A 17,863-nucleotide genomic window follows, 5' to 3' on the forward strand; every position below is an offset into this window, starting at 1 on the left:
GGTCGGCTGTGGTCAGGGCGGGGGTGGTCAGGCCCGGGGCGGTCAGGGAGACGTGACGGCATGGTCGTTCCTCGTTCGGTCCAGTACGGCGGCGACCTGCGCCGCATAGGTGTCCAGCCCCTCGGCACCGCTGCCCGGCAGACCCGTCAGCCCGGGCAGCAGATCACCGAAGGCGTTGACCTCGCCGACGGCGAAGCGCCGCCAGCCGGCCGCAGGCAGCAGGTCGACGCCCACGCACAGCGTCCCGGGGAAGCAGGCGGCGGCCCGTTCGCAGATCGCCAGCGCCTCGCGCCAGCAGCCGCCCACCGCCGACACGGCGGCCCGGACCTCGTCGAGATCGCCGCGGGCGCCCCCGAGGTGGAGGTTGGTCATGGGGGAGAGGCTCGTGCGGACGACGGCGTGGGTGGCCCGGCCACCGACCACCACGATCCGCAGATCGGCGGCCCGCCCGCGCTGGGACGCTTTGGGCAGCCAGCGCTCGATGTGCAGGCCGTCCGGGGCGAGCGCGTCCACGAGTGCGCCCACCTCCGCCTCCGTGGTGTACCGGCGGACCCGGAGCGAGTTGAACAGCCGCCCCTGGGCGTCCCGTTCCACCGAGGTGCTCGCCCGGACCCGGCCGGGCCCCGCGGTCTCCACCGCCAGCACCCCCGAGGCGGAGGAGCCGTGGGCGAGCTTCACGAACGCCCGGGGCATCCGGTGCTCCCGCAGCAGCGCCCGTACGTCGGACCAGCCCCGCACCTCCGCCGCGTCCGGGCCGGACGTGGGCGAGGGCGGAACCGGCACCTCCGCAGCCGCCAGGAGTCCGTGGCAGAGCCGCTTGTCGAAGAGCGAGGCGATGTCACCGGGGGAGGTGAGCACCTCGGCACCGGCCACCGAGGCGGCCCGCGTCACCTCGCCGACCGCCGAGAGGAACCCGGCGTACCACCGCGCGGACCCCTCCACCCGGGTCGGGTCGTCGACTCCGCGCAGCAGCCGCTCCACCTCCGCGTCCTCGCCGGGCGAGTCGATCCGGACGGTCTCGCCCGGCTCGAACTCCGCCTCGCCGCGCAGCACCTGGAGCCAGGACACCACCCGGGCGGGCTCCAGCCCGGAGGCCCCCACGGCCTCCCGGAAGAAGGCGACCCGGCGGTTCTCCGGATTGCCCACGACCGCGAAGCGCGGGGCCCCCGCACTCTTGGGGCTACTCGCTGACGGCGACATAGCGCTCCGGTTCCTCGTCCTCGTCCGCGTAGTCGTCCTCGGCCTCGCCGGCCTCGACCACGGCGGGGGCGCACGCGGCCCTGATCCGGTCCAGCACCGGGCCGGTGAGGTAGTGGTGGCGCAGGTCGAGCGTGGAAAGGTGGTTGAGCGGCTGCCCGTTCAGCAGGGCCTCGCCACCCGTGTCGCTGAGGGTGCCCATGGAGAGCGCGAGGGTCTCCAGCTGGGCGACGACCGGCGCCGACGCCACGGCCGCCGCAATCTCGTCCTGGATCTCGCTGTTCTGGAGGCCCAGGTGGCGCAGCCGGGGGAACGTGCCGCCCGACAGGACCGGCCCGAGGTCGGCGAGCGTGGCATCGCCTCCGTACCACGAGCTGCCGAACCAGAGGTCGAGCCGCTCCAGCGCGGGCAGTTCGCTCGCGGTGACCGCCCGCACCAGACCGCCGGGCAGCCCGCCGGACTCGAAGCGCAGCGTCTTCAGCGCCGTATGACGGACGGGCCGCAGAGCCAGGCCCTCCTGGCCGCAGCCCCGAACCGTGAACTCCTCCAGCAGTGGCAGCGCTTCGAGCACCGGCGTGATGTCGCACATGCGCAGCCACGACACCTCGCACTCCTCGCCCACCACATCGGCGAGGAAGAGCCCCCGCAGGGCCGGGAAGCGGTCCGCGTCGGCGACGATGAGCTCCATCACCGGGGCGAACGGTGTGTATTCCTGATGCCACCAGGGGCCGATCAGGAGTGCCCGGACCCGCGTGGTGTCGACCGTGTCGAGGAACCGCTGCCACACGGCGGCGAAGTCCGTCTGCTCGTCGTAGCCGCACCCCAGCAGCCAGGCCACCGCGTCGGCGTCGGGAAGCGCTGGGGATGTGTCCGTTCCGGACGGCGGCGCCAGGAAGTGGACCGGCAAGCCGTGGAAGCGGTCAGGATGCTGGATGTGGATGGGGGTCATGACACCTCACTCAGAGACGGCGGTGTAGCGGCCCTCGATGCCGCGGCCGCCCCACGGCTCGTTCCGCTCGGACAGGTCCACGCGCACCCCGTGCGGCTCCAGGGCCGAGCGGACCCGCTGCTCCATCGCCTCGGTGAGGAAGTGGTGGTGGAGGTCGAGCACATCGAGATGGGTGAGGGGCTGTCCTTCGAGGAGCGCGGCCGCGCCCTCGTCCCCCAGCGTCCCGTTCGACAGGTCGAGCGTCCTGAGCCGGGCGACGACCGGCGCCGACGCCAGGGCGGCCGCGATCTCGTTCTCCACCTCGCTGTTGCGCAGGCCCAGGTGGTGCAGGCGGGGGAACCGGGTGCCCGAGAGCAGCGGTGCGAGGTCCGTGACCTCGGTGTCGCCCTCGTAGGCCGACACGCCGAGCCAGAGGTCCAGCCGCTCCAGCGCGGGCAGTTCGCTGTCCAGCACCCCGCGGACCACCTGCACGGGCAGGCCGCCCGCCTGGATCGTCAGCGACCGCAGCCGGTCGTGCTTCGTCGGCGGGAACACCAGGCCGCTGCCGCCCCGCACCCCGAACTCGGTCAGCGCGGGAAAGGCGGCCAACAGCGTCGTGACATCGGAATGCTCGATCCAGGTGATCTCGGCCTGCTCCGCCTCCAGATCCCCGACGAACACCGCCTCCAGCGAGGTCAGCCGGTCAGCGGCGGCGATCACCAGATCGATCGGGAGCGAGGAGTTCTCCTCGTACGCCTCACCCCACTGGCCGATGATCAGGGCCTTGACCCCGGCCGGGTCGACCGCGCCCAGGAAGTCGGCGAACTCGTCGGCCCAGGGACGGTCCCGGTCGTCGTCGCCGTACGGTTCCACGGAGATGCGCCAGGCCACATCATCGGCGGCGGGCCGGTCGGCCGGATCGTCCTTGGGCTGGAAGTCGACGGCCGGAAGACCGCCGAACGCTTGCAGATGCTCCGCACCGTACATCGCACTGAACTCCTGGTCCTGGGAACGGCTGATGTCCGCAAGGTTTATCAAGCCGCACTGACAACGCCGCGACCGGGACCGCTCCGAGCTGTTCGCCGGACGTCTCGGAGGCCGCCGGGAGGGCCCGTTGTCAGACCCTGCCCGTAGCGTTTTTCCCGTGGCCGGCACAGCGGGTGCCGCGACCGAGGGGAGACGTCTGTGTACCGGCAGGGCGATGTACTGATCGTGGCGCTGGAGGAGTCGGCGGTGCCCGCCCCCTTCCTGAAGGCATCGGGCGAACTGCGCGACGGGCGGGGGCGGCTGGTGCTCGCGCTGGGGGAGGTGACCGGGCACGCGCACGCCGTGCAGGGGCCCGGCCGGCTGATCCGGGAGGCGGGACCGTTCGGACCGATGCTGCTCCATCTCCCCGAGGGCGGGAGGGTGGTGCACGAGGAGCACGCCACGATCGCGCTGCCGCAGGGCTGGTTCCGCGTGGTGCGCCAGCGGGAGTACGCGCCCGGCGCGATCCGCATCGTCGCGGACTGACGTACGTACGGTCACCGGCAGCACACCGAGCACGACCAGCAGATACGAAGCAGACATGAACAGGGGACGGGACAACCGATGCAGCACGTGAATTCCTGGCGGGACGTGGCGGCGGCGACCGGCGCGGCGGACCGGGCGGCCGCCGAGGAGGGCGTGCGGCGCGCCTACCGCACCGCCGGACTCGCCGAGCCCGAGCGGATCGTCTGGGCCGAGTCGCCCCGGGCGGCCGTCGAGGCGGTCGAGAAGCTGGCCGACGCCGGACGGTCGGTGCGCGAAGAGGTCCGCACCCGGCCGTGGGCCGAGGAGCGCCGCCGGATGTACGACGAGCTGGGCCCGGCCGGCTGGTCCGCGCTCTGGTCCGCCACCGGGGCCCAGCTCTGGGAGACCACGGCCGCGCTCGCCGAGCGCATACGGTCCGGAGTCGTCGCCGATCTGGCGGGGAAGCCGGAGGGCGAGGGCGCGGTGCGGCTGGTGCTGCTCGACGCGGTGCTCGGGCAGCACGACGCCGCCTGGCTCGCCGCCTTCGACGGGCGCGGCGACCGGCTCACCGGCCTGGCCGAGGTCGCCCGGAACGCCGGCTGGTGGTGGCCGTACGAGAGGGCCGTGGTGATCAGCGAGCGGCCCGAGGCCCTGCACCGCGACGAGGCGGGCCGGCTCGACCACGGGGCGGGACCGGCACTCGCCTACCGGGACGGGTTCGCGCTGTACGCGTGGCGCGGCATGCCGGTGCCCGCCGACTTCCTGGCTGAGCTGGCGTCCCTGACCCCGCAGCGTATACGGGAGGAGGAGAACGCCGAGCTGCGCCGCGTGATGCTGGAGTTCTACGGCTACGACCGCTATCTCACGGAGTCGGGGGCCGAGCCCGTCCACCGCGACGAGACGGGCATCCTCTGGCGCATCGCACTCGAAGGCGACGAGGACGTGGTGATGGTCGAGGTGGTCAACTCCACCCCCGAGCCGGACGGCACGCGCCGCACCTACTGGCTCCGGGTACCGCCCGCGACACGGACCGCCAAGGACGGGGTCGCCTGGACGTTCGGGCTGGACGGCGCCGCCTACGCCCCGGTGCGGCAGACCTGACGCGCCGGGCCCGACCGCGCCGGACCTGACAGCGCCAAACCTGACAGCGTCGGCCGGGACAGTGCCGGGCCCGGCGCGTCAGCCGGTCAGCGCCGCGTGGTCGAGGCCCAGCTCGCGGGCGAGCGCGTCGTCGGTCCAGCGCAGCATCGTGGACCGGGAGAGGGGACCCGCGTACGAGGTCATCTGCACGGCCAGCCCGTCCAGCAGGGCGGTCAGCCGCCAGGCCGCCGACTCCGGGTCCTCGCAGCGGAACTCACCGGCGGCGGCACCCTCCGCGATGACCTCGGCCAGCTCCGCCTTCCACCGCCGGTCGAGGTCGCCCGCGACCTCGCGCAGGGCGGGCTCCCGCAAGGAGACCGCCCAGCCCTCGATCCACAGCCGCCACCCCTTGGCCTGCCCGGTCGGCGCGTACCACCGCACGGCTGCCCGCAGACGCCGTACGGCCGAGGTGCGCCGGGCCAGCAGCTTTCGCAGATGGGCGAGGTCGGCCTCGGCCGCGTACCCGAAGGCGGCGGCGACCAGCTTCTCCTTGGTCGAGAAGTGGTAGAGCACCAGCGCGTTGCTCACCCCCAGCGCGGACGCCACATCGGCGATCCGCACGGAGGAGGCCCCACGGATCTCGATCTGTTCGACCGTCGCCCGCAGCATCTCCTCGCGCCGCTCCGCCACGTTCAACCGGACTCTTGCCACGCGACCACCCTAGACGAGTCATTCCGGTGCAATCGGTTGTGACGGCGCCCCGGGTCATCGCTTCGCGCGTACGCGTGCGAAGGCCGCCGACCGCCACGCCGGCCTGAGCCCCGTCGTGCCGAGGTCCGGCGGGTGGCGGTGGTGGACCTCCTCCTCGCGGTCCCCGTAGAGCAGGGTCACGTTGATGCGGAGATTCTCGTAACCGGGGCGGAAGCGGACCTCGTCCGACGCGTGGAACAGGTCGGAGTCGAAGATCACCGCCCGGTTCTGCCGGTAGGGGATGGTCATGCTGCGGGCCCGTCGGCGTCGCAGGAACGGCCGGATCAGGTCCTGGCGGCCGTTGTACGTGTCGAAGCCCCAGGACAAGGGGGCGTCGACGTCGTGCACCACCAGGCCCCCCGATTGCTCGTCGGTGTTCGCGTCGTCGGGGGTGATCCAGAAATTGACGTTGACGGCGGCGAAGTCCGCGTGGGTGGTGACGTCGGCGGGGACCTGGGGGCCGCACTTGAAGCCCCACATCTGGCGCAGCGGGTACCGGTCGCCGATGAGCCGCGGCAGGGCGTCCCGCAGTTCCTCGGCGATCTGCATGAGCAGGGGGCAGCTGAACCCGTCCTGCATGAGTGCGCCCAGCCGCCCGTGGGCGTAGCGGTTGCCGAACCAGACCGTCGATTCCAGGCAGAACCGGTACAGCTCGTCCAGCGCCTCCTCGGTGAGGAAGTCGTCCACGGAGACGACGCCGGGTGCGTTCGCCAGGTACTGCTCCTCGACGGCGGCGGGATCCCAGCGATCGGACAGCGCGCGTGCCACGCGCGGTGTGTCCCGGATGTGCAGCAGGCGGTTGTAGGTGGGGGCGATGCAGGCGTCGGCCTCGGGGTCCAGGGGCTTCCGGGCGTCGGGGCCGACGGCCGCCAGCCGGTCGTGCACGGCCTGGTAGGAGTCGATGACCTGGCCGTACTCCGCGCCCAGCACGCCCAGGCCCTGGAGGTGACGCATCTGGTCGATGTCGTGCCGCAGTTTGGGCACGCTCAGCGGGACGACCGACCGCCGGGCCGGATCGGCGGCGTCCCAGCGCAGCCGGGCGAGCAGCTGGGCGCACCCCTGGGCCAGCGGGAAGTCGCCTCGTTCCAGGGCCACCGTGATGGCCTCCGGCAACCACGCCGTGGCGTCGTCCCCCTGACCGTCGTCCGCCGTGCCCGGCGGGTCGCACCACCGCAGCGCCTCGTCCTCTTGCTCCGAGGCGGCCAGCAGGAGCACCAGCTCGCGCCGGGCCGCCCGGTCCCGCGGTCCGGCCCGGAGGGCGTCGCGGAGAACGCGCGCCGCCTCCTGCGCACGGCCCGCACCGGCTGCCGCCCTCACCTGCGCGACCACCGGGCCGGCCTCCCATGACGTACCCACCCACGTCACCCGAGCCGGAAGGCGCCGCGCGCCTGGAGCTCGACCGCGTAGCGTGCGAGGGCGTTGAGCGTCACCGCGGCGTACGGGGGCACGAAGCCCGCGCCGATCGCCTGCTGGTCGTCCGCCTGCTGGACATGGACGTAGGTGGTCCAGGTGATGCCGGTGACGAACGGGGTGCTGCCGCGGGCCTGCATGCCGATACTCTCCTGGTCCGCCGCCGCCTCTCCGTCCCCCTCGCCGCCTCCGCTCCCGCCCCCGTCGCCGCAGAGCGTGTGCGAGACATGGAGGTTGATGAAGTAGTGGAGCAGGTCGTCGGTGAGCCCGTGGATCCGCGTCGCCGACGTGCACCCCTCCAGCAAGGCCGCGAAGACCTCCTGACCGTCGTTCTCCACCGTCGCCCGGCAGAACTCCGTGAGGAACTCTCCCTGCGGGGGCACCGCGTCCGTGTGACGGTGCACGTACTCCTGGAACCACAGCAGAAGCTTCGGGTTGGCGAACACGGAGTAGACGAGCCGGTCGGTGAGGGCCGCCTGCTCGTCCGAGACGGGCGGCACCGCGAGGTACTCCGTCAGGATCTGCGACGGACCGGTGATGAACTGCTCCCGCAGGAGGAAGTCGGTCTCCATGGCCAGGAACAGTGCGTCGATCCGGCGCACGTTCGCGGCGCGGGACATGACGGTGGATCGTTGTGCGTCCAAGGTCTTCTCTTCCCATCTCGGTGTTCCGGTCGGGTGGCCCGGTGGCTGCCGGGCCGGGGGACGGGGCTCAGGCGTTCGCGTGGTGGGGGCTGCTCCAGGCCATCCACTGTTCGGGGACGGCCATGGCGCGTGTCTCCAGGCTCCGTCCGGAGGCCAGGGCGAGCAGCCGGTCGGCACGGTCAGCCGGCCGCCGAGCACCGGGAGGTCCTGTGTGTGCCGGGTGCCGGGACAACAGGTGTCCGGATTCGCCACGATGACGGCGTCCGAATCCAGCCAGCGGCGGATGTCGCCCGCCCCCAGAGCGTCAGCCCCTCCTGAGGCCGCCTCGGCGAACGGCTCGGTGCCTTCGGCGCTCGCGCGGGGAGCCCCCACGAGCGCCGTGGCGTCATCGATACCAGCTCCGGATCCGCGCGCGGCGGAGTCGGCGCGCGCCGGTCGGGTAACCATCCCAACAGCAGATCGGCATGTGAGGTACGGCCCGGCGACGCGTGGCGGCGGACCGCCCGCACGGACGGCGCGGCGCGCCGGAATCCTCGGGGGGAGAAGCACGTTGGACCGTTCATGACGTCATTCGAACCGGCACAGGAAGCGCTGCTCCGCCTCATCGGCGAGCATGACGGGGGAGTGCTGGTCACTCTGAAACAGGACGGGCGGCCCCAGCTGTCCAACGTCAACCACGCCTATTACCCCGACGAGCAGGTGATCCGGGTATCGATCACCGAGGGCCGGGCGAAGACGCGCAACCTGCGGCGCGACCCCCGCGCGAGCTACCACGTCACCAGCGACGACCGCTGGGCCTGGACCGTCGTGGACGGCACCGCCGAGCTGACCCCGCCCGCCGCCGAGCGCGACGACGCCACGGTGGAGGCCTTGATCACGCTGTACCGCGACGTCCGTGGTGAGCACCCGGACTGGGAGGACTACCGGCGGGCCATGGTCGAGGACCGCAGAGTGGTGCTGACGCTGCACATCGAGCGCGCGTACGGGCAGTCGCGTGGCTGAACGGCCACCGGACCGCTGCCCCGTTCACCGCTCTCTTCTCGCCCTGTCGGACAGTCCGACGATAATGGGACGACACCGACTCCCCCAGGAGATGTTGTGACCGGCGCCGACTACTTTGTCCCCTTCCGTACGAAACTGCGTTCGATGCGCACCGAGCCCTTCGGAGCCGATCCGGCGGGAGCGCGGATGCAGCGCATTCTGAACTCACCGAACTTCGCCGACGGGGTGTTCCAGAACCCGCTGGGAGCCCGGACCAGGCCGTCCGGGTCTGGGCTGGAATTCGCCAAGATCTACTTCCAGAAGGAGCAGCGGATCCGCAGGGCGCCGGCGGGCACCGTTCCGGTCCATGCCACCACGCTCGCCGATCTGGCCGCGCCGCCCGCCACCGGGCTGCGGCTGACCTGGATGGGTCACTCCAGCGTCCTCGCCGAGATCGACGGCCGCCGGGTCCTGTTCGACCCGGTCTGGGGAGAGCGGTGTTCCCCGTTCCCCTTCGCCGGACCCAAGCGGCTGCACCCGGTGCCGGTGCCGCTGGCCACGCTCGGCCCCGTCGATGTGGTGGTGATCTCCCACGACCACTACGACCACCTCGACCTGCCGACGATCCGCGCGCTGGCGGGCACGGACACCGTCTTCGCCGTACCGCTCGGGGTCGGCGCCCATCTGGAGCGCTGGGGGGTGGCTCCCGACCGGCTGCGCGAGCTCGACTGGAACGAGACCGCGAAGGTCAACGGCATCAGCCTCACCGCCACTCCCGCGCGCCACTTCTGCGGCCGGGGCCTGCGGAACAACCAGCACACCCTGTGGGCCTCCTGGGCCGTCTCCGGCCCGGAACACCGGATCTACCACAGCGGCGACACGGGCTACTTCCCCGGCTTCCGGGACATCGGTGCCGAGCACGGCCCCTTCGACGTCACGATGATCCAGATCGGCGCCTACTCGGAGTACTGGCCGGACATCCACATGACCCCCGCCGAGGGCATGCGGGCCCACCTGGACCTCCAGGGCGGACGCCCGCACGGGGTGATGCTGCCGATCCACTGGGGCACCTTCAACCTCGCCCCGCACGCCTGGGCCGAGCCCGCCGAGTGGACGAAGGACGCCGCCGAGGAGGCCGAGCAGGCGGCGGCGTTCCCCCGGCCGGGCGAACCCTTCGAACCCGGCGGAACGCTCCCGGTGGACTCCTGGTGGCGAGCCGTCTCCGCCCCGATGGCGGCCCCGCAGTGGCGTACGGCGGCACCGGACGCCGTCCCGGGCGGCGCGCCCGTCGTGCGTCGGGACCTCGATGTGGCCGGGGAGCGGTGACCTCCGGGTGAGGGCCCAGGTGCCTGGACCCTCACCCGAAGCGGAGATCAGGCCGCCGGGGCCGGGTACGTCGGGTACTCCACGCCGGAGACGTGCTGGACGACCCGGATGACCTGGCACGAGTAGCCGAACTCGTTGTCGTACCAGAGGTAGAGGATCGCGTTGTCACCGTCGACCTTGGTGGCGCCCGCGTCGACGATCGAGGCGTGGCGGGAGCCGATGAAGTCGCTGGAGACCGCGTCGGGGGCGCTGATGAAGTCGATCTGGCGCTTGAGCGGCGAGGCCAGCGAGACGTTACGGAGGTAGTCGAGGACCTCCTCGCGGTCGGTCTCCCGGCCCAGGCGCAGGCTCAGGATCGCGATCGAGACGTCCGGCACCGGGACGCGGATGGAGCTGCCGGTGATCGGCGCGTCCAGGTCCGGCAGGGCCTTGGCCACGGCGGAGGCGGCGCCGGTCTCGGTGATGACCATGTTGAGTGCCGCCGAGCGGCCGCGCCGGTCGGAGCTGTGGTAGTTGTCCAGCAGGTTCTGGTCGTTGGTGTACGAGTGGACGGTCTCCACGTGGCCGCGCAGGACGCCGTACTCGTCCGCCATCGCCTTGAGCGGCGGGACGATCGCGTTGGTGGTGCAGGACGCGCAGGACAGGATCTGCTCGTCGTCCTTGATCGTGTCGTGGTTGACCCCGTGGACGATGTTGGGGACGTCGCCCTTGCCCGGCGCGGTCAGGACGACCTTGGCGATGCCGGGGCGCAGGTGGTTCGAGAGCCCCTCGCGGTCGCGCCACCTGCCGGTGTTGTCGATCAGGATGGCGTCCTTGATCCCGTACTCGGTGTAGTCCACCGCCGTCGGGTCGTCCGAGTAGATCACCTTGATCTCGTTGCCGTTGGCGATGATCTTGCTGTTCGCCTCGTCGACGGTGATCGTGCCGGAGAACTGGCCGTGGATCGAGTCGCGCCGCAGCAGTGAGGCGCGCTTGACGATGTCCTGGCCGGAGCCCTTGCGTACGACGATGGCGCGCAGCCGCAGTCCGTTGCCGGAACCGGCCTTCTCGATGAGGAGGCGGGCGATGAGGCGGCCGATGCGGCCGAAGCCGTAGAGGACGACATCGCGCGAGTCGCGGCGTTCGATCTTGTTGGCGCCGGTCGCCCCGGCGACGGCCTCGGCGGTGAACTCCTCCACGCTCAGGCCGCGGTCGTCCGCGCGGAACGTCGCGGCCAGCATGCCTATGTCGATCTGGGAGGGGCCGAGGTCGAGTGTCGTCAGCGCCCGCAGGAACGGCATCGTCTCGGTGACCGAGAGTTCCTCACCGGCGATCTGCCGGGCGAAGCGGTGGGTCTTGAGGATGCTGACCACCGACTTGTTCACCAGGGAGCGGCTGTGCAGCAGGACGTTCACGTCCTGCTCACGGTGCAGCTTCCCGATGATCGGGATCATCGACTCCGCGATCTCCTCGCGGTGCATCCAGTTGGTGAACGAGTCGTCATTGACAGTCACGTGTTTATCTTTCGAGCTAGGCGGCGCTCATATGGTAGCCGCCCCGGTGTGTTCATCCTCAAGGTGGTCCCGTCCGGGGGGCCGGGGTGGGTCGTGCCGGTGTCAATGCGGCGTAATCGGGCGCCCGTGCGAGAGGTCATACCAGAGCGGGACGGATGGTGGGCAAGTTCCACAACTGCCCGTCGCGCACAGGTCGGTGGCGACTACCGTGTGTGCTCGGTGATCAACGGCGTGCTCCTGGATCCAGGGCGGCCCGACCGCTGACCCGAGCTGGACCGACCACCGCAGGTGCCACCGCAGGAACGCCGACAGGGGCGACAGGAACGCCGATTCCTGATGCCCCCGTACCGAGGACGCTGATGTCTCAACTTCGCGCACCCGCCGCGCGACCGGACCGCCGCGAGGGCGGGCGGCACGGCCGCCCCGGCGCACGTGCCCACTCGGCCCCCACCAGGCCGCGCGCCGCCCAGCCGACCCCCGAGGGCCGCATACGGCCCCAGTTGCTGCGCACCGCGCTGCTCCCCACCATCGCCGCCCTGCTCAGCGGCGCGGCAGCCGTCATCTTCACCATCCGGGACGGTGCCGTCGACCCGTCCCCGGGCCTCTGGGCCGCACTCGGCGGATCGGCCGCCCTGGCCGTCGCCGCCGTCGCGGCCGCCTACCTCGGCGCCCACCGCGTGACCGGTGCTGTGCTCGACCGGGCGCTGGCGCTCCGCCGCGCCAGCGCCCAGGGCCAGGCCGAACTCCAGCGGGTGATGGAGCAGCTCCGCGCCGGAGAACCTGTCGGGTCCCGGCGGCCCACGCCGCCGCCCGCCCCCGACGGCGACGCCTTCGACCTGCTCGCCCAGGAGATGGGGCGGGCCCAGGACGCCGCGGTCACCGCCGTCGTCCAGGCCTCGCAGCTCTTCAGCTCCACCGGCAACGAACAGAAGGTCGAGGTCTTCGTCAACCTCGCCCGGCGGCTGCAGTCCCTGGTCCACCGCGAGATCCAGATCCTCGACGAGCTGGAGCACGAGGTCGAGGACCCCGACCTGCTGAAGGGCCTCTTCCACGTCGACCACCTGGCCACCCGGATCCGCCGCCACGCGGAGAACCTCGCCGTCCTCGGCGGGGCCGTCTCCCGGCGCCAGTGGAGCAACCCGGTCACCATGACCGAGGTGCTGCGCTCGGCCATCGCGGAGGTCGAGCAGTACCCCCGGGTCAAGCTCGTCCCGCCGATGGACGGCACCCTGCGCGGCCACGCCGTCGCCGACGTGATCCACCTGCTGGCCGAACTGGTCGAGAACGCCACGGTGTTCTCCGCCCCGCACACCCAGGTCCTGCTGCGCGTCCAGCGCGTCACCGCCGGTCTCGCGCTGGAGGTGGAGGACCGCGGCCTAGGGATGCCGGACCACGAGCAGAACCGGATGAACGCCCTGCTCTCCGACCCCGACCAGGTCAACGTCGCCCATCTGCTCCAGGACGGCCGGATCGGCCTGTTCGTCGTCTCGGCCCTGGCCCGCCGCCACGGCATCGCGGTCCGCCTCCAGAGCAACATCTACGGCGGCACGCAGGCGGTCCTCGTCCTGCCGCAGACCCTCCTCGGGACCGACCCGGACGCCGCGACAGCGCCCGGCGCCGCCCCCGTACCGCCGCCCGGAGCCGTGCACCGGCCGCCCGCCGACGACGGACGGACGGCCCCGACCGCACCGCCGCAGGTGCGGGCCGCCCAGCCGCAGGCGGTCCCCGCACCGCCTGGCCAGGCACTCCCCGGCCAGGCGCCCCCCGGCCGAACGCCCTCCGGCCAGGCGCCCTCCGGTCACCCGCGCGACGCCCAGGCGCCGGGCTCGCACGCCCACGCCGCACCGGAGAGCCGCACGCCGGGGCCCCGGGGCGAGGCCCCGCCCCTCCCGCTGCGCGCCGAGCGGGTCGACCGGCCCGCACCGGCCGCGTCCGCCCCCGACCGGCCCGCACCGGCCGCCCTCACACCGGAGCACGCCGACCGCCCAGCCCCGGCCGCCTTCGTCCCCGAGCGGGTCGACCGGCCCGCGCCGCCCGCCGCCCGCCCCGAACTCCCCAAGCGGGCCAACCAGGAACACCTCGTCCCGCAACTGCGCGAGGCGCCCGTGCCCCGGGTCGAGGACGAGCACGCCCTGCACGACCCGGGCCTCATGGCCGCCTTCCGGCGCGGTGTCGACCTCGCCGAGGCCCAGACGGCCCAGGAGGAGGGGACCGGCGGCGGATACGGCGACGCCACCGGCACGCCGACCGCGCTCGACGCCCCCCTGGAGACCCTCGCCCCCCTCCCCGTACGCGGAGCCGCCGAAGCGCCCACGCCCCTCGGCCGCCCGCAGACCGGGCACGAGACCTTCCTGCCGGGCCACGCCGTGCCGGAACCCCGTAAAGACACGACTTTCAAGGAGTAGACACGATGCCGAGCGACATGCAGGCCGGTCAGGTCTCGGACCTGGACTGGCTACTGAGCGGACTGGTCCAACGCGTGCCCTACACGCGCAGCGCGGTGCTGCTCTCGGCCGACGGACTGGTGAAATCCGTCCACGGCATGGACCCCGACAGCGCCGACCACATGGCCGCCCTGGCCGCCGGGCTGTACTCCCTGGGCCGCAGCGCCGGCGCCCGCTTCGGGGACAACGGCGACGTCCGGCAGGTGGTCGTCGAACTCGACTCCACGCTCCTGTTCGTCTCCACCGCCGGGTCCGGCACCTGTCTCGCCGTCCTCGCCGGCCGCGAGGCGGACGCGGCGGTCCTCGGCTACGAGATGGCGATGCTGGTCAAGAGCGTCCGCCCCTATCTGATGACCCCGCTGCGGCAGCCGGCCGGGGCACCGTTCACCCCGGGGCTGTGAGGATGCCGGCCCCGCAGGACGGGCCCCTGCTCGACGACGCGGCCGGCCGGCTGATCCGCCCGTACACCGTCAGCAACGGCCGCACCCGGCCGTCCACCGGATTCGACCTGCTCTCCCTGGTCATGGCCACGGGCATCGAACCCGACATTCCCCTCGGCCCCGAACACACCGTGGCCCTCGGACTGTGCGAGGGGCCCATGTCCGTCGCCGAGATCGCCGCACACCTCCGGCTGCCCGCGGTCGTCACCAAGGTCCTCCTCTCCGACCTGGTCGGCTGCGGAGCGGTCACCGCGCACGCCCCCGCATTCCATGACACACCCACCGACCGATCCCTGCTGGAGGCAGTGCTCGATGGTTTACGACGACAGCTCTGACCGCACCGGAACCACCGAGTTCTTCCCCGTGGCCCTCAAGGTGCTGGTCGCGGGCGGATTCGGCGTCGGCAAGACGACCTTCGTCGGCGCGGTCAGCGAGATCGCCCCGCTGTCCACCGAGGAGCTGCTGACCCAGGTCAGCGTGGGGACCGACAACCTGGACGGCGTCGAGTCCAAGACGGCCACCACCGTCGCCATGGACTTCGGCCGCATCACCCTCTCCGAGCAGCACGTCCTGTACCTGTTCGGGACGCCGGGCCAGGAGCGGTTCTGGTTCATGTGGGACGAGCTCTCCCAGGGCGCGCTCGGCGCCGTGGTGCTCGCCGACACCCGGCGGCTGGCGGAGTGCTTCGCCGCCGTGGACTTCTTCGAGCGGCGCGGCATCGGGTTCATCGTGGCGGTGAACGAGTTCGACGGCGCGTACCGCTACGAGCCCGACGAGATCCGGGCCGCGCTCGACCTCGGACCCGCGGTGCCGGTCGTCCTGTGCGACGCGCGGATCGCCAGCTCCGGTACGGGGGCGCTGGTCACCCTCGTACAGCATCTGATCAACGCGACCTCGGCGCCCGCCCCGCTCCAGGCCTTCGGAGCCCACCAGTGACGTCCTTCGCCACCGGCCGGATGCTGCTGACCCCCGCCGACCGGGACGGCCCGGCCCGCGCGGAGCGGCTGCGGAGGCTGGATCTCGGAGAACGCCCCGACGCCTCGTTCGACAGCTTCGACGCCTTCGCCGACAAGGTGGCCGAAGTGACCGCGTCACCCTTCTCGATGGTCAACTTCATCGACGAGAACCGGCAGTTCTTCGCGGGACTGCACACCCCGGCGGGCAATCGGGGCGGCCAGGACATCGGGGCCGTCGCGGCGGGCGGCAACCGCGGCGCCCGCCACATGGCCCGCGACCACGGCTACTGCCCGCATGTCGTCGTCCGGCGCAAGGCGCTCGTCCTGGACGACGTCTGCGACTACCCGCGGTTCGCCGGCAATCCGGTCGTCGACGACATAGGCGTCCGTTCCTACCTCGGCGCACCGCTCATCGACCGTACGGGCATCGCGCTCGGCACCGTCTGCGCCGTCGACACCGTGCCGCGCCCCTGGGGCCGTGCGGGGCTGGACACCATCAAGTCCCTCGCCCAGGAGCTCGTCCGCCAGATCGACCACCGGGAGGGCTACCGCCACCCGTGACGCCCGGCCTCAACTCCCGTGCGGCGGTCGGCCCGTGCTGCCCCGCAGCACCACCTCCCCGTCGATCCGGACCACCCGCGAGCGCCCCGCCCCCGACGGGGTGCGCAGGGCCAGCGCGATCACGCGCTCGCCCATCTCGGTGAGCGGCAGTGCCACCGTGGTCAGCGGCGGCGACAGCTCCCGTACGACGGGGATGTCGTCGAACCCCGCCAGCGACATGTCCTCCGGCACCCGCACCCCCGCCTCGCGGAGCGCGGCCAGCGCACCGACCGCCATCACATCGGTCACCGCGAAGACGCAGGTCGGCCGGGGGCCGCCGGACGCCAGTAGCCGTCGCGCCGCCAGATGGCCGCCCTCCCGGGTGAACGCCCCCCGCACCACCCGGTCGAGGCTGATGCCCGCCTGGGCCAGCCCCTCCCGGAATCCCGCCAACCGGTCGGCCACCGTGGTCAGTTCGGGCGGGCCGGTGAGCACGGCGAACTCCCGGTGCCCGAGCGCCACCAGCGCCTTCGCCAGCTCCGCCGCCCCGGCCCGGTTCTCCGGCTGCACGGTGTCCACCCGCAGCGACCGGTGCCGGCTGACCACCGCGACCCGGCCGCCCGCGCGCACGTACGGATCCAGCTCCGCGTCCATCCCCCGCTCCCAGGCCCGGTCCTGGAACCCGGAGCCGATCAGCAGGATGGCCCGCGCCCGCTGGGCCCGCAGCATCGAGACGTACGCGATCTCCCGGGCCGGTTCACGGAAGGTGGAGGCGAGCATCACCAGCAGGTCCTGCTCCGCCGCCGCCCGCATCACCCCGCTGGCGATGCCCGCGAAGTAGGGGTCGCTGACGTCGTGGCAGATCAGCCCCACCGTACGGTTGCCGTCGGAGCTGGCGAGGGCCTGGGCATGGGCGTTGGGGATGTAGCCGAGGAGGTCGGCCGCGGCGCGCACCCGGCTGCGCAGATCGTCGCGGACCCGGGTGGTGCCGTTCAGCGCCCGGGAGGCGGTGGCAAGCGATACACCCGCCTCGCGGGCCACGGCGTCCAGCGTCACGTGGGGGGCCGGGACGCGGCGGCGCGTATCGGGGTGGAGAGGTGTTTCCCGTTCACTCAACTCGACCCCCAGGGGTGCGGTGGTGGCAGGGCCCCGAAACTTCGGGACGACCTATTGACCGTGTGCGCGAACAGTCATTAGCGTGGCGGCACCTTACCAGAAAGCGCTTTCTGAAAGCGCCTTCAGATCACCACCACTCGCATCGCAGGATCGCACAGCTCGTCACAACCGAACCCGGCTTACAGGGAGTTCACCGTGAGTGAGACCACGTTGGCCAAGAGGCCCGCCGAGGTGGCGGGGGTCGCCCGCCGGGCGGGCCCCACGGCGGGGGAGCGGCTGGCCCGCGCCGCGGAGCGGAGCTGGCGGCCCGTGGCGCTGCTGCTCGCCTGCTTCGCGCTCTGGTGGGTGATCGCGGCGGCCGAGCTCGTCGAGCCGTATCTCGTGCCGTCGCCCGGCGCGACCCTCGATGTCCTGACGGGCAAGGCGGGTTACCTCTGGCAGCACAGCTGGGTGACGACGTACGAGACGCTCCTCGGCTTCGTGATCGCGGTCGCCGTCGGAGTGTTCGCGGCGGTGGTGATGGTGTACTCCTCCACCGTCGAGCGCACGCTCTACCCCATCCTCCTCTTCGCCCAGGTCGTGCCGAAGATCGCCATCGCCCCGCTCTTCGTGGTGTGGCTCGGCTTCGGCATCGCGCCCAAGATCCTGATCGCGGTCCTCATCGCCTTCTTCCCGGTGGTGATCTCGATGGTCACCGGTCTCAAGGCCGTCGACCCGGAGATGCTCCAACTCTCCGCCACGATGGGGGCGAAGCCCTGGCAGACCTTCCTGAAGATCCGCTTCCCGGCCTCGCTCCCGCACCTGTTCTCGGGCCTCAAGGTCGCCGTCACCCTCGCGGTGACCGGTGCGGTGGTGGGCGAGTTCGTCGGGGCGAACGAGGGCCTCGGCTATGTGATCCTCCAGGCCAACGGCAACCTCGACACCCCGATGCTCTTCGCCGGGCTGCTCGTGATGTCGCTGATCGGCGTCGTGCTCTTCGTCGTCGTCGAGATCGCCGAGAAGCTGCTGCTGCCGTGGCACGCGAGCCGCCGGGAGACCTCGGCGACCACCACGTACTGAACTCCCGG

The 17,863-nt window shown here is 72.2% G+C and carries 18 protein-coding genes; 10 read left to right on the plus strand and 8 right to left on the minus strand.

Going from position 1 to position 17,863, the window contains the following annotated elements:
* Positions 1 to 42: 42 nt before the first annotated feature.
* The 3 genes from IF17_RS0128500 to IF17_RS0128510 are packed head-to-tail and all read right to left on the minus strand — an operon-like array spanning position 43 to position 3,112.
* A complete protein-coding gene (locus tag IF17_RS0128500; RefSeq protein WP_030571775.1) occupies positions 43 to 1,200 on the minus strand; it encodes an STM4014 family protein in 1,158 nt (385 codons plus the stop codon).
* On the minus strand, positions 1,181 to 2,146 hold the full coding sequence (locus IF17_RS0128505; RefSeq protein WP_030571778.1) for an STM4015 family protein: 966 nt from the start codon (positions 2,144 to 2,146) through the stop codon (positions 1,181 to 1,183). The genes IF17_RS0128500 and IF17_RS0128505 overlap by 20 nt, the downstream gene beginning before the upstream one ends.
* A 6-nt stretch (positions 2,147 to 2,152) precedes the next feature.
* Positions 2,153 to 3,112, minus strand: a complete 960-nt coding sequence (locus IF17_RS0128510) for an STM4015 family protein (protein ID WP_030571781.1) — start codon at positions 3,110 to 3,112, stop codon at positions 2,153 to 2,155.
* A 198-nt stretch (positions 3,113 to 3,310) separates the two neighbouring features.
* Between IF17_RS0128510 and IF17_RS0128515 the strand changes: the two genes are divergently transcribed.
* Both IF17_RS0128515 and IF17_RS0128520 read left to right on the plus strand, forming a co-directional pair.
* Positions 3,311 to 3,637 carry a hypothetical protein gene (locus IF17_RS0128515; RefSeq protein WP_018513243.1) on the plus strand — a complete coding sequence of 109 codons (327 nt, stop codon included), beginning with the start codon at positions 3,311 to 3,313 and terminating at the stop codon, positions 3,635 to 3,637.
* 78 nt (positions 3,638 to 3,715) lie between these two features.
* Positions 3,716 to 4,717 (plus strand): DUF6745 domain-containing protein, encoded by a 1,002-nt coding sequence (locus IF17_RS0128520; protein WP_030571785.1) that lies wholly within the window; start codon positions 3,716 to 3,718, stop codon positions 4,715 to 4,717.
* A gap of 78 nt (positions 4,718 to 4,795) precedes the next feature.
* Here IF17_RS0128520 and IF17_RS0128525 read toward each other — a convergent pair whose 3' ends face one another.
* Genes IF17_RS0128525 through IF17_RS0128535 form a run of 3 tightly spaced genes read right to left on the minus strand, consistent with a single transcriptional unit; the run spans position 4,796 to position 7,476 of the window.
* Positions 4,796 to 5,407 carry a TetR/AcrR family transcriptional regulator gene (locus IF17_RS0128525; protein ID WP_078616069.1) on the minus strand — a complete coding sequence of 204 codons (612 nt, stop codon included), beginning with the start codon at positions 5,405 to 5,407 and terminating at the stop codon, positions 4,796 to 4,798.
* A gap of 54 nt (positions 5,408 to 5,461) precedes the next feature.
* A complete protein-coding gene (locus tag IF17_RS0128530) occupies positions 5,462 to 6,802 on the minus strand; it encodes a hypothetical protein (protein WP_030571791.1) in 1,341 nt (446 codons plus the stop codon).
* A gap of 5 nt (positions 6,803 to 6,807) precedes the next feature.
* Entirely contained in the window at positions 6,808 to 7,476 is a 669-nt protein-coding gene (locus IF17_RS0128535; RefSeq protein ID WP_030571794.1) for a hypothetical protein, read from the minus strand.
* 585 nt (positions 7,477 to 8,061) lie between these two features.
* On the opposite strand from IF17_RS0128535, the gene IF17_RS0128540 reads away from it, so the two are divergent.
* Together IF17_RS0128540 and IF17_RS0128545 are read left to right on the plus strand one after the other, a co-directional pair.
* On the plus strand, positions 8,062 to 8,502 hold the full coding sequence (locus IF17_RS0128540; RefSeq protein ID WP_030571797.1) for a PPOX class F420-dependent oxidoreductase: 441 nt from the start codon (positions 8,062 to 8,064) through the stop codon (positions 8,500 to 8,502).
* A 96-nt stretch (positions 8,503 to 8,598) separates the two neighbouring features.
* A complete protein-coding gene (locus IF17_RS0128545) occupies positions 8,599 to 9,807 on the plus strand; it encodes an MBL fold metallo-hydrolase (protein ID WP_030571800.1) in 1,209 nt (402 codons plus the stop codon).
* A gap of 47 nt (positions 9,808 to 9,854) precedes the next feature.
* Here the strand turns inward: IF17_RS0128545 and IF17_RS0128550 are convergent, their stop codons facing one another.
* Positions 9,855 to 11,300, minus strand: a complete 1,446-nt coding sequence (locus IF17_RS0128550; protein ID WP_018513236.1) for a glyceraldehyde-3-phosphate dehydrogenase — start codon at positions 11,298 to 11,300, stop codon at positions 9,855 to 9,857.
* A gap of 359 nt (positions 11,301 to 11,659) precedes the next feature.
* Between IF17_RS0128550 and IF17_RS0128555 the strand changes: the two genes are divergently transcribed.
* The 5 genes from IF17_RS0128555 to IF17_RS0128575 are packed head-to-tail and all read left to right on the plus strand — an operon-like array spanning position 11,660 to position 15,701.
* Positions 11,660 to 13,705 (plus strand): ATP-binding protein, encoded by a 2,046-nt coding sequence (locus IF17_RS0128555; RefSeq protein WP_030571803.1) that lies wholly within the window; start codon positions 11,660 to 11,662, stop codon positions 13,703 to 13,705.
* Positions 13,706 to 13,710: 5 nt separating this feature from the next.
* Entirely contained in the window at positions 13,711 to 14,145 is a 435-nt protein-coding gene (locus IF17_RS0128560) for a roadblock/LC7 domain-containing protein (RefSeq protein ID WP_018513234.1), read from the plus strand.
* A 2-nt stretch (positions 14,146 to 14,147) separates the two neighbouring features.
* Positions 14,148 to 14,519 (plus strand): DUF742 domain-containing protein, encoded by a 372-nt coding sequence (locus tag IF17_RS0128565; protein ID WP_018513233.1) that lies wholly within the window; start codon positions 14,148 to 14,150, stop codon positions 14,517 to 14,519.
* Positions 14,497 to 15,120 (plus strand): GTP-binding protein, encoded by a 624-nt coding sequence (locus tag IF17_RS0128570; protein ID WP_030571806.1) that lies wholly within the window; start codon positions 14,497 to 14,499, stop codon positions 15,118 to 15,120. Before IF17_RS0128565 ends, IF17_RS0128570 begins: the two co-directional genes overlap by 23 nt.
* The gene (locus tag IF17_RS0128575) at positions 15,117 to 15,701 is read left to right on the plus strand and encodes a GAF domain-containing protein (RefSeq protein WP_018513231.1); all 585 of its coding nucleotides are present in this window, start codon (positions 15,117 to 15,119) and stop codon (positions 15,699 to 15,701) included. Before IF17_RS0128570 ends, IF17_RS0128575 begins: the two co-directional genes overlap by 4 nt.
* A gap of 9 nt (positions 15,702 to 15,710) precedes the next feature.
* Here IF17_RS0128575 and IF17_RS0128580 read toward each other — a convergent pair whose 3' ends face one another.
* Positions 15,711 to 16,736, minus strand: coding sequence for a LacI family DNA-binding transcriptional regulator (locus tag IF17_RS0128580; protein ID WP_030571809.1), 1,026 nt, complete (start codon positions 16,734 to 16,736; stop codon positions 15,711 to 15,713).
* A 255-nt stretch (positions 16,737 to 16,991) separates the two neighbouring features.
* Between IF17_RS0128580 and IF17_RS0128585 the strand changes: the two genes are divergently transcribed.
* Positions 16,992 to 17,855, plus strand: coding sequence for an ABC transporter permease (locus IF17_RS0128585; RefSeq protein WP_030571812.1), 864 nt, complete (start codon positions 16,992 to 16,994; stop codon positions 17,853 to 17,855).
* The last annotated feature ends 8 nt before the right edge of the window (positions 17,856 to 17,863 follow it).

It is taken from the genome of Streptomyces cyaneofuscatus, from assembly GCF_000718135.1.
GTDB classification, from domain to species: domain Bacteria; phylum Actinomycetota; class Actinomycetes; order Streptomycetales; family Streptomycetaceae; genus Streptomyces; species Streptomyces cyaneofuscatus.

Bases quoted from the DNA above. Each gene is read 5' to 3' on its own strand.
- IF17_RS0128500 (WP_030571775.1), bottom strand. From the start codon at position 1,200: ATGTCGCCGTCAGCGAGTAGCCCCAAGAGTGCGGGGGCCCCGCGCTTC.
- IF17_RS0128505 (WP_030571778.1), bottom strand. From the start codon at position 2,146: ATGACCCCCATCCACATCCAGCATCCTGACCGCTTCCACGGCTTGCCG.
- IF17_RS0128510 (WP_030571781.1), bottom strand. From the start codon at position 3,112: ATGTACGGTGCGGAGCATCTGCAAGCGTTCGGCGGTCTTCCGGCCGTC.
- IF17_RS0128520 (WP_030571785.1), top strand. From the start codon at position 3,716: ATGCAGCACGTGAATTCCTGGCGGGACGTGGCGGCGGCGACCGGCGCG.
- IF17_RS0128535 (WP_030571794.1), bottom strand. From the start codon at position 7,476: ATGTCCCGCGCCGCGAACGTGCGCCGGATCGACGCACTGTTCCTGGCC.
- IF17_RS0128540 (WP_030571797.1), top strand. From the start codon at position 8,062: ATGACGTCATTCGAACCGGCACAGGAAGCGCTGCTCCGCCTCATCGGC.
- IF17_RS0128555 (WP_030571803.1), top strand. From the start codon at position 11,660: ATGTCTCAACTTCGCGCACCCGCCGCGCGACCGGACCGCCGCGAGGGC.
- IF17_RS0128560 (WP_018513234.1), top strand. From the start codon at position 13,711: ATGCCGAGCGACATGCAGGCCGGTCAGGTCTCGGACCTGGACTGGCTA.
- IF17_RS0128565 (WP_018513233.1), top strand. From the start codon at position 14,148: ATGCCGGCCCCGCAGGACGGGCCCCTGCTCGACGACGCGGCCGGCCGG.
- IF17_RS0128570 (WP_030571806.1), top strand. From the start codon at position 14,497: ATGGTTTACGACGACAGCTCTGACCGCACCGGAACCACCGAGTTCTTC.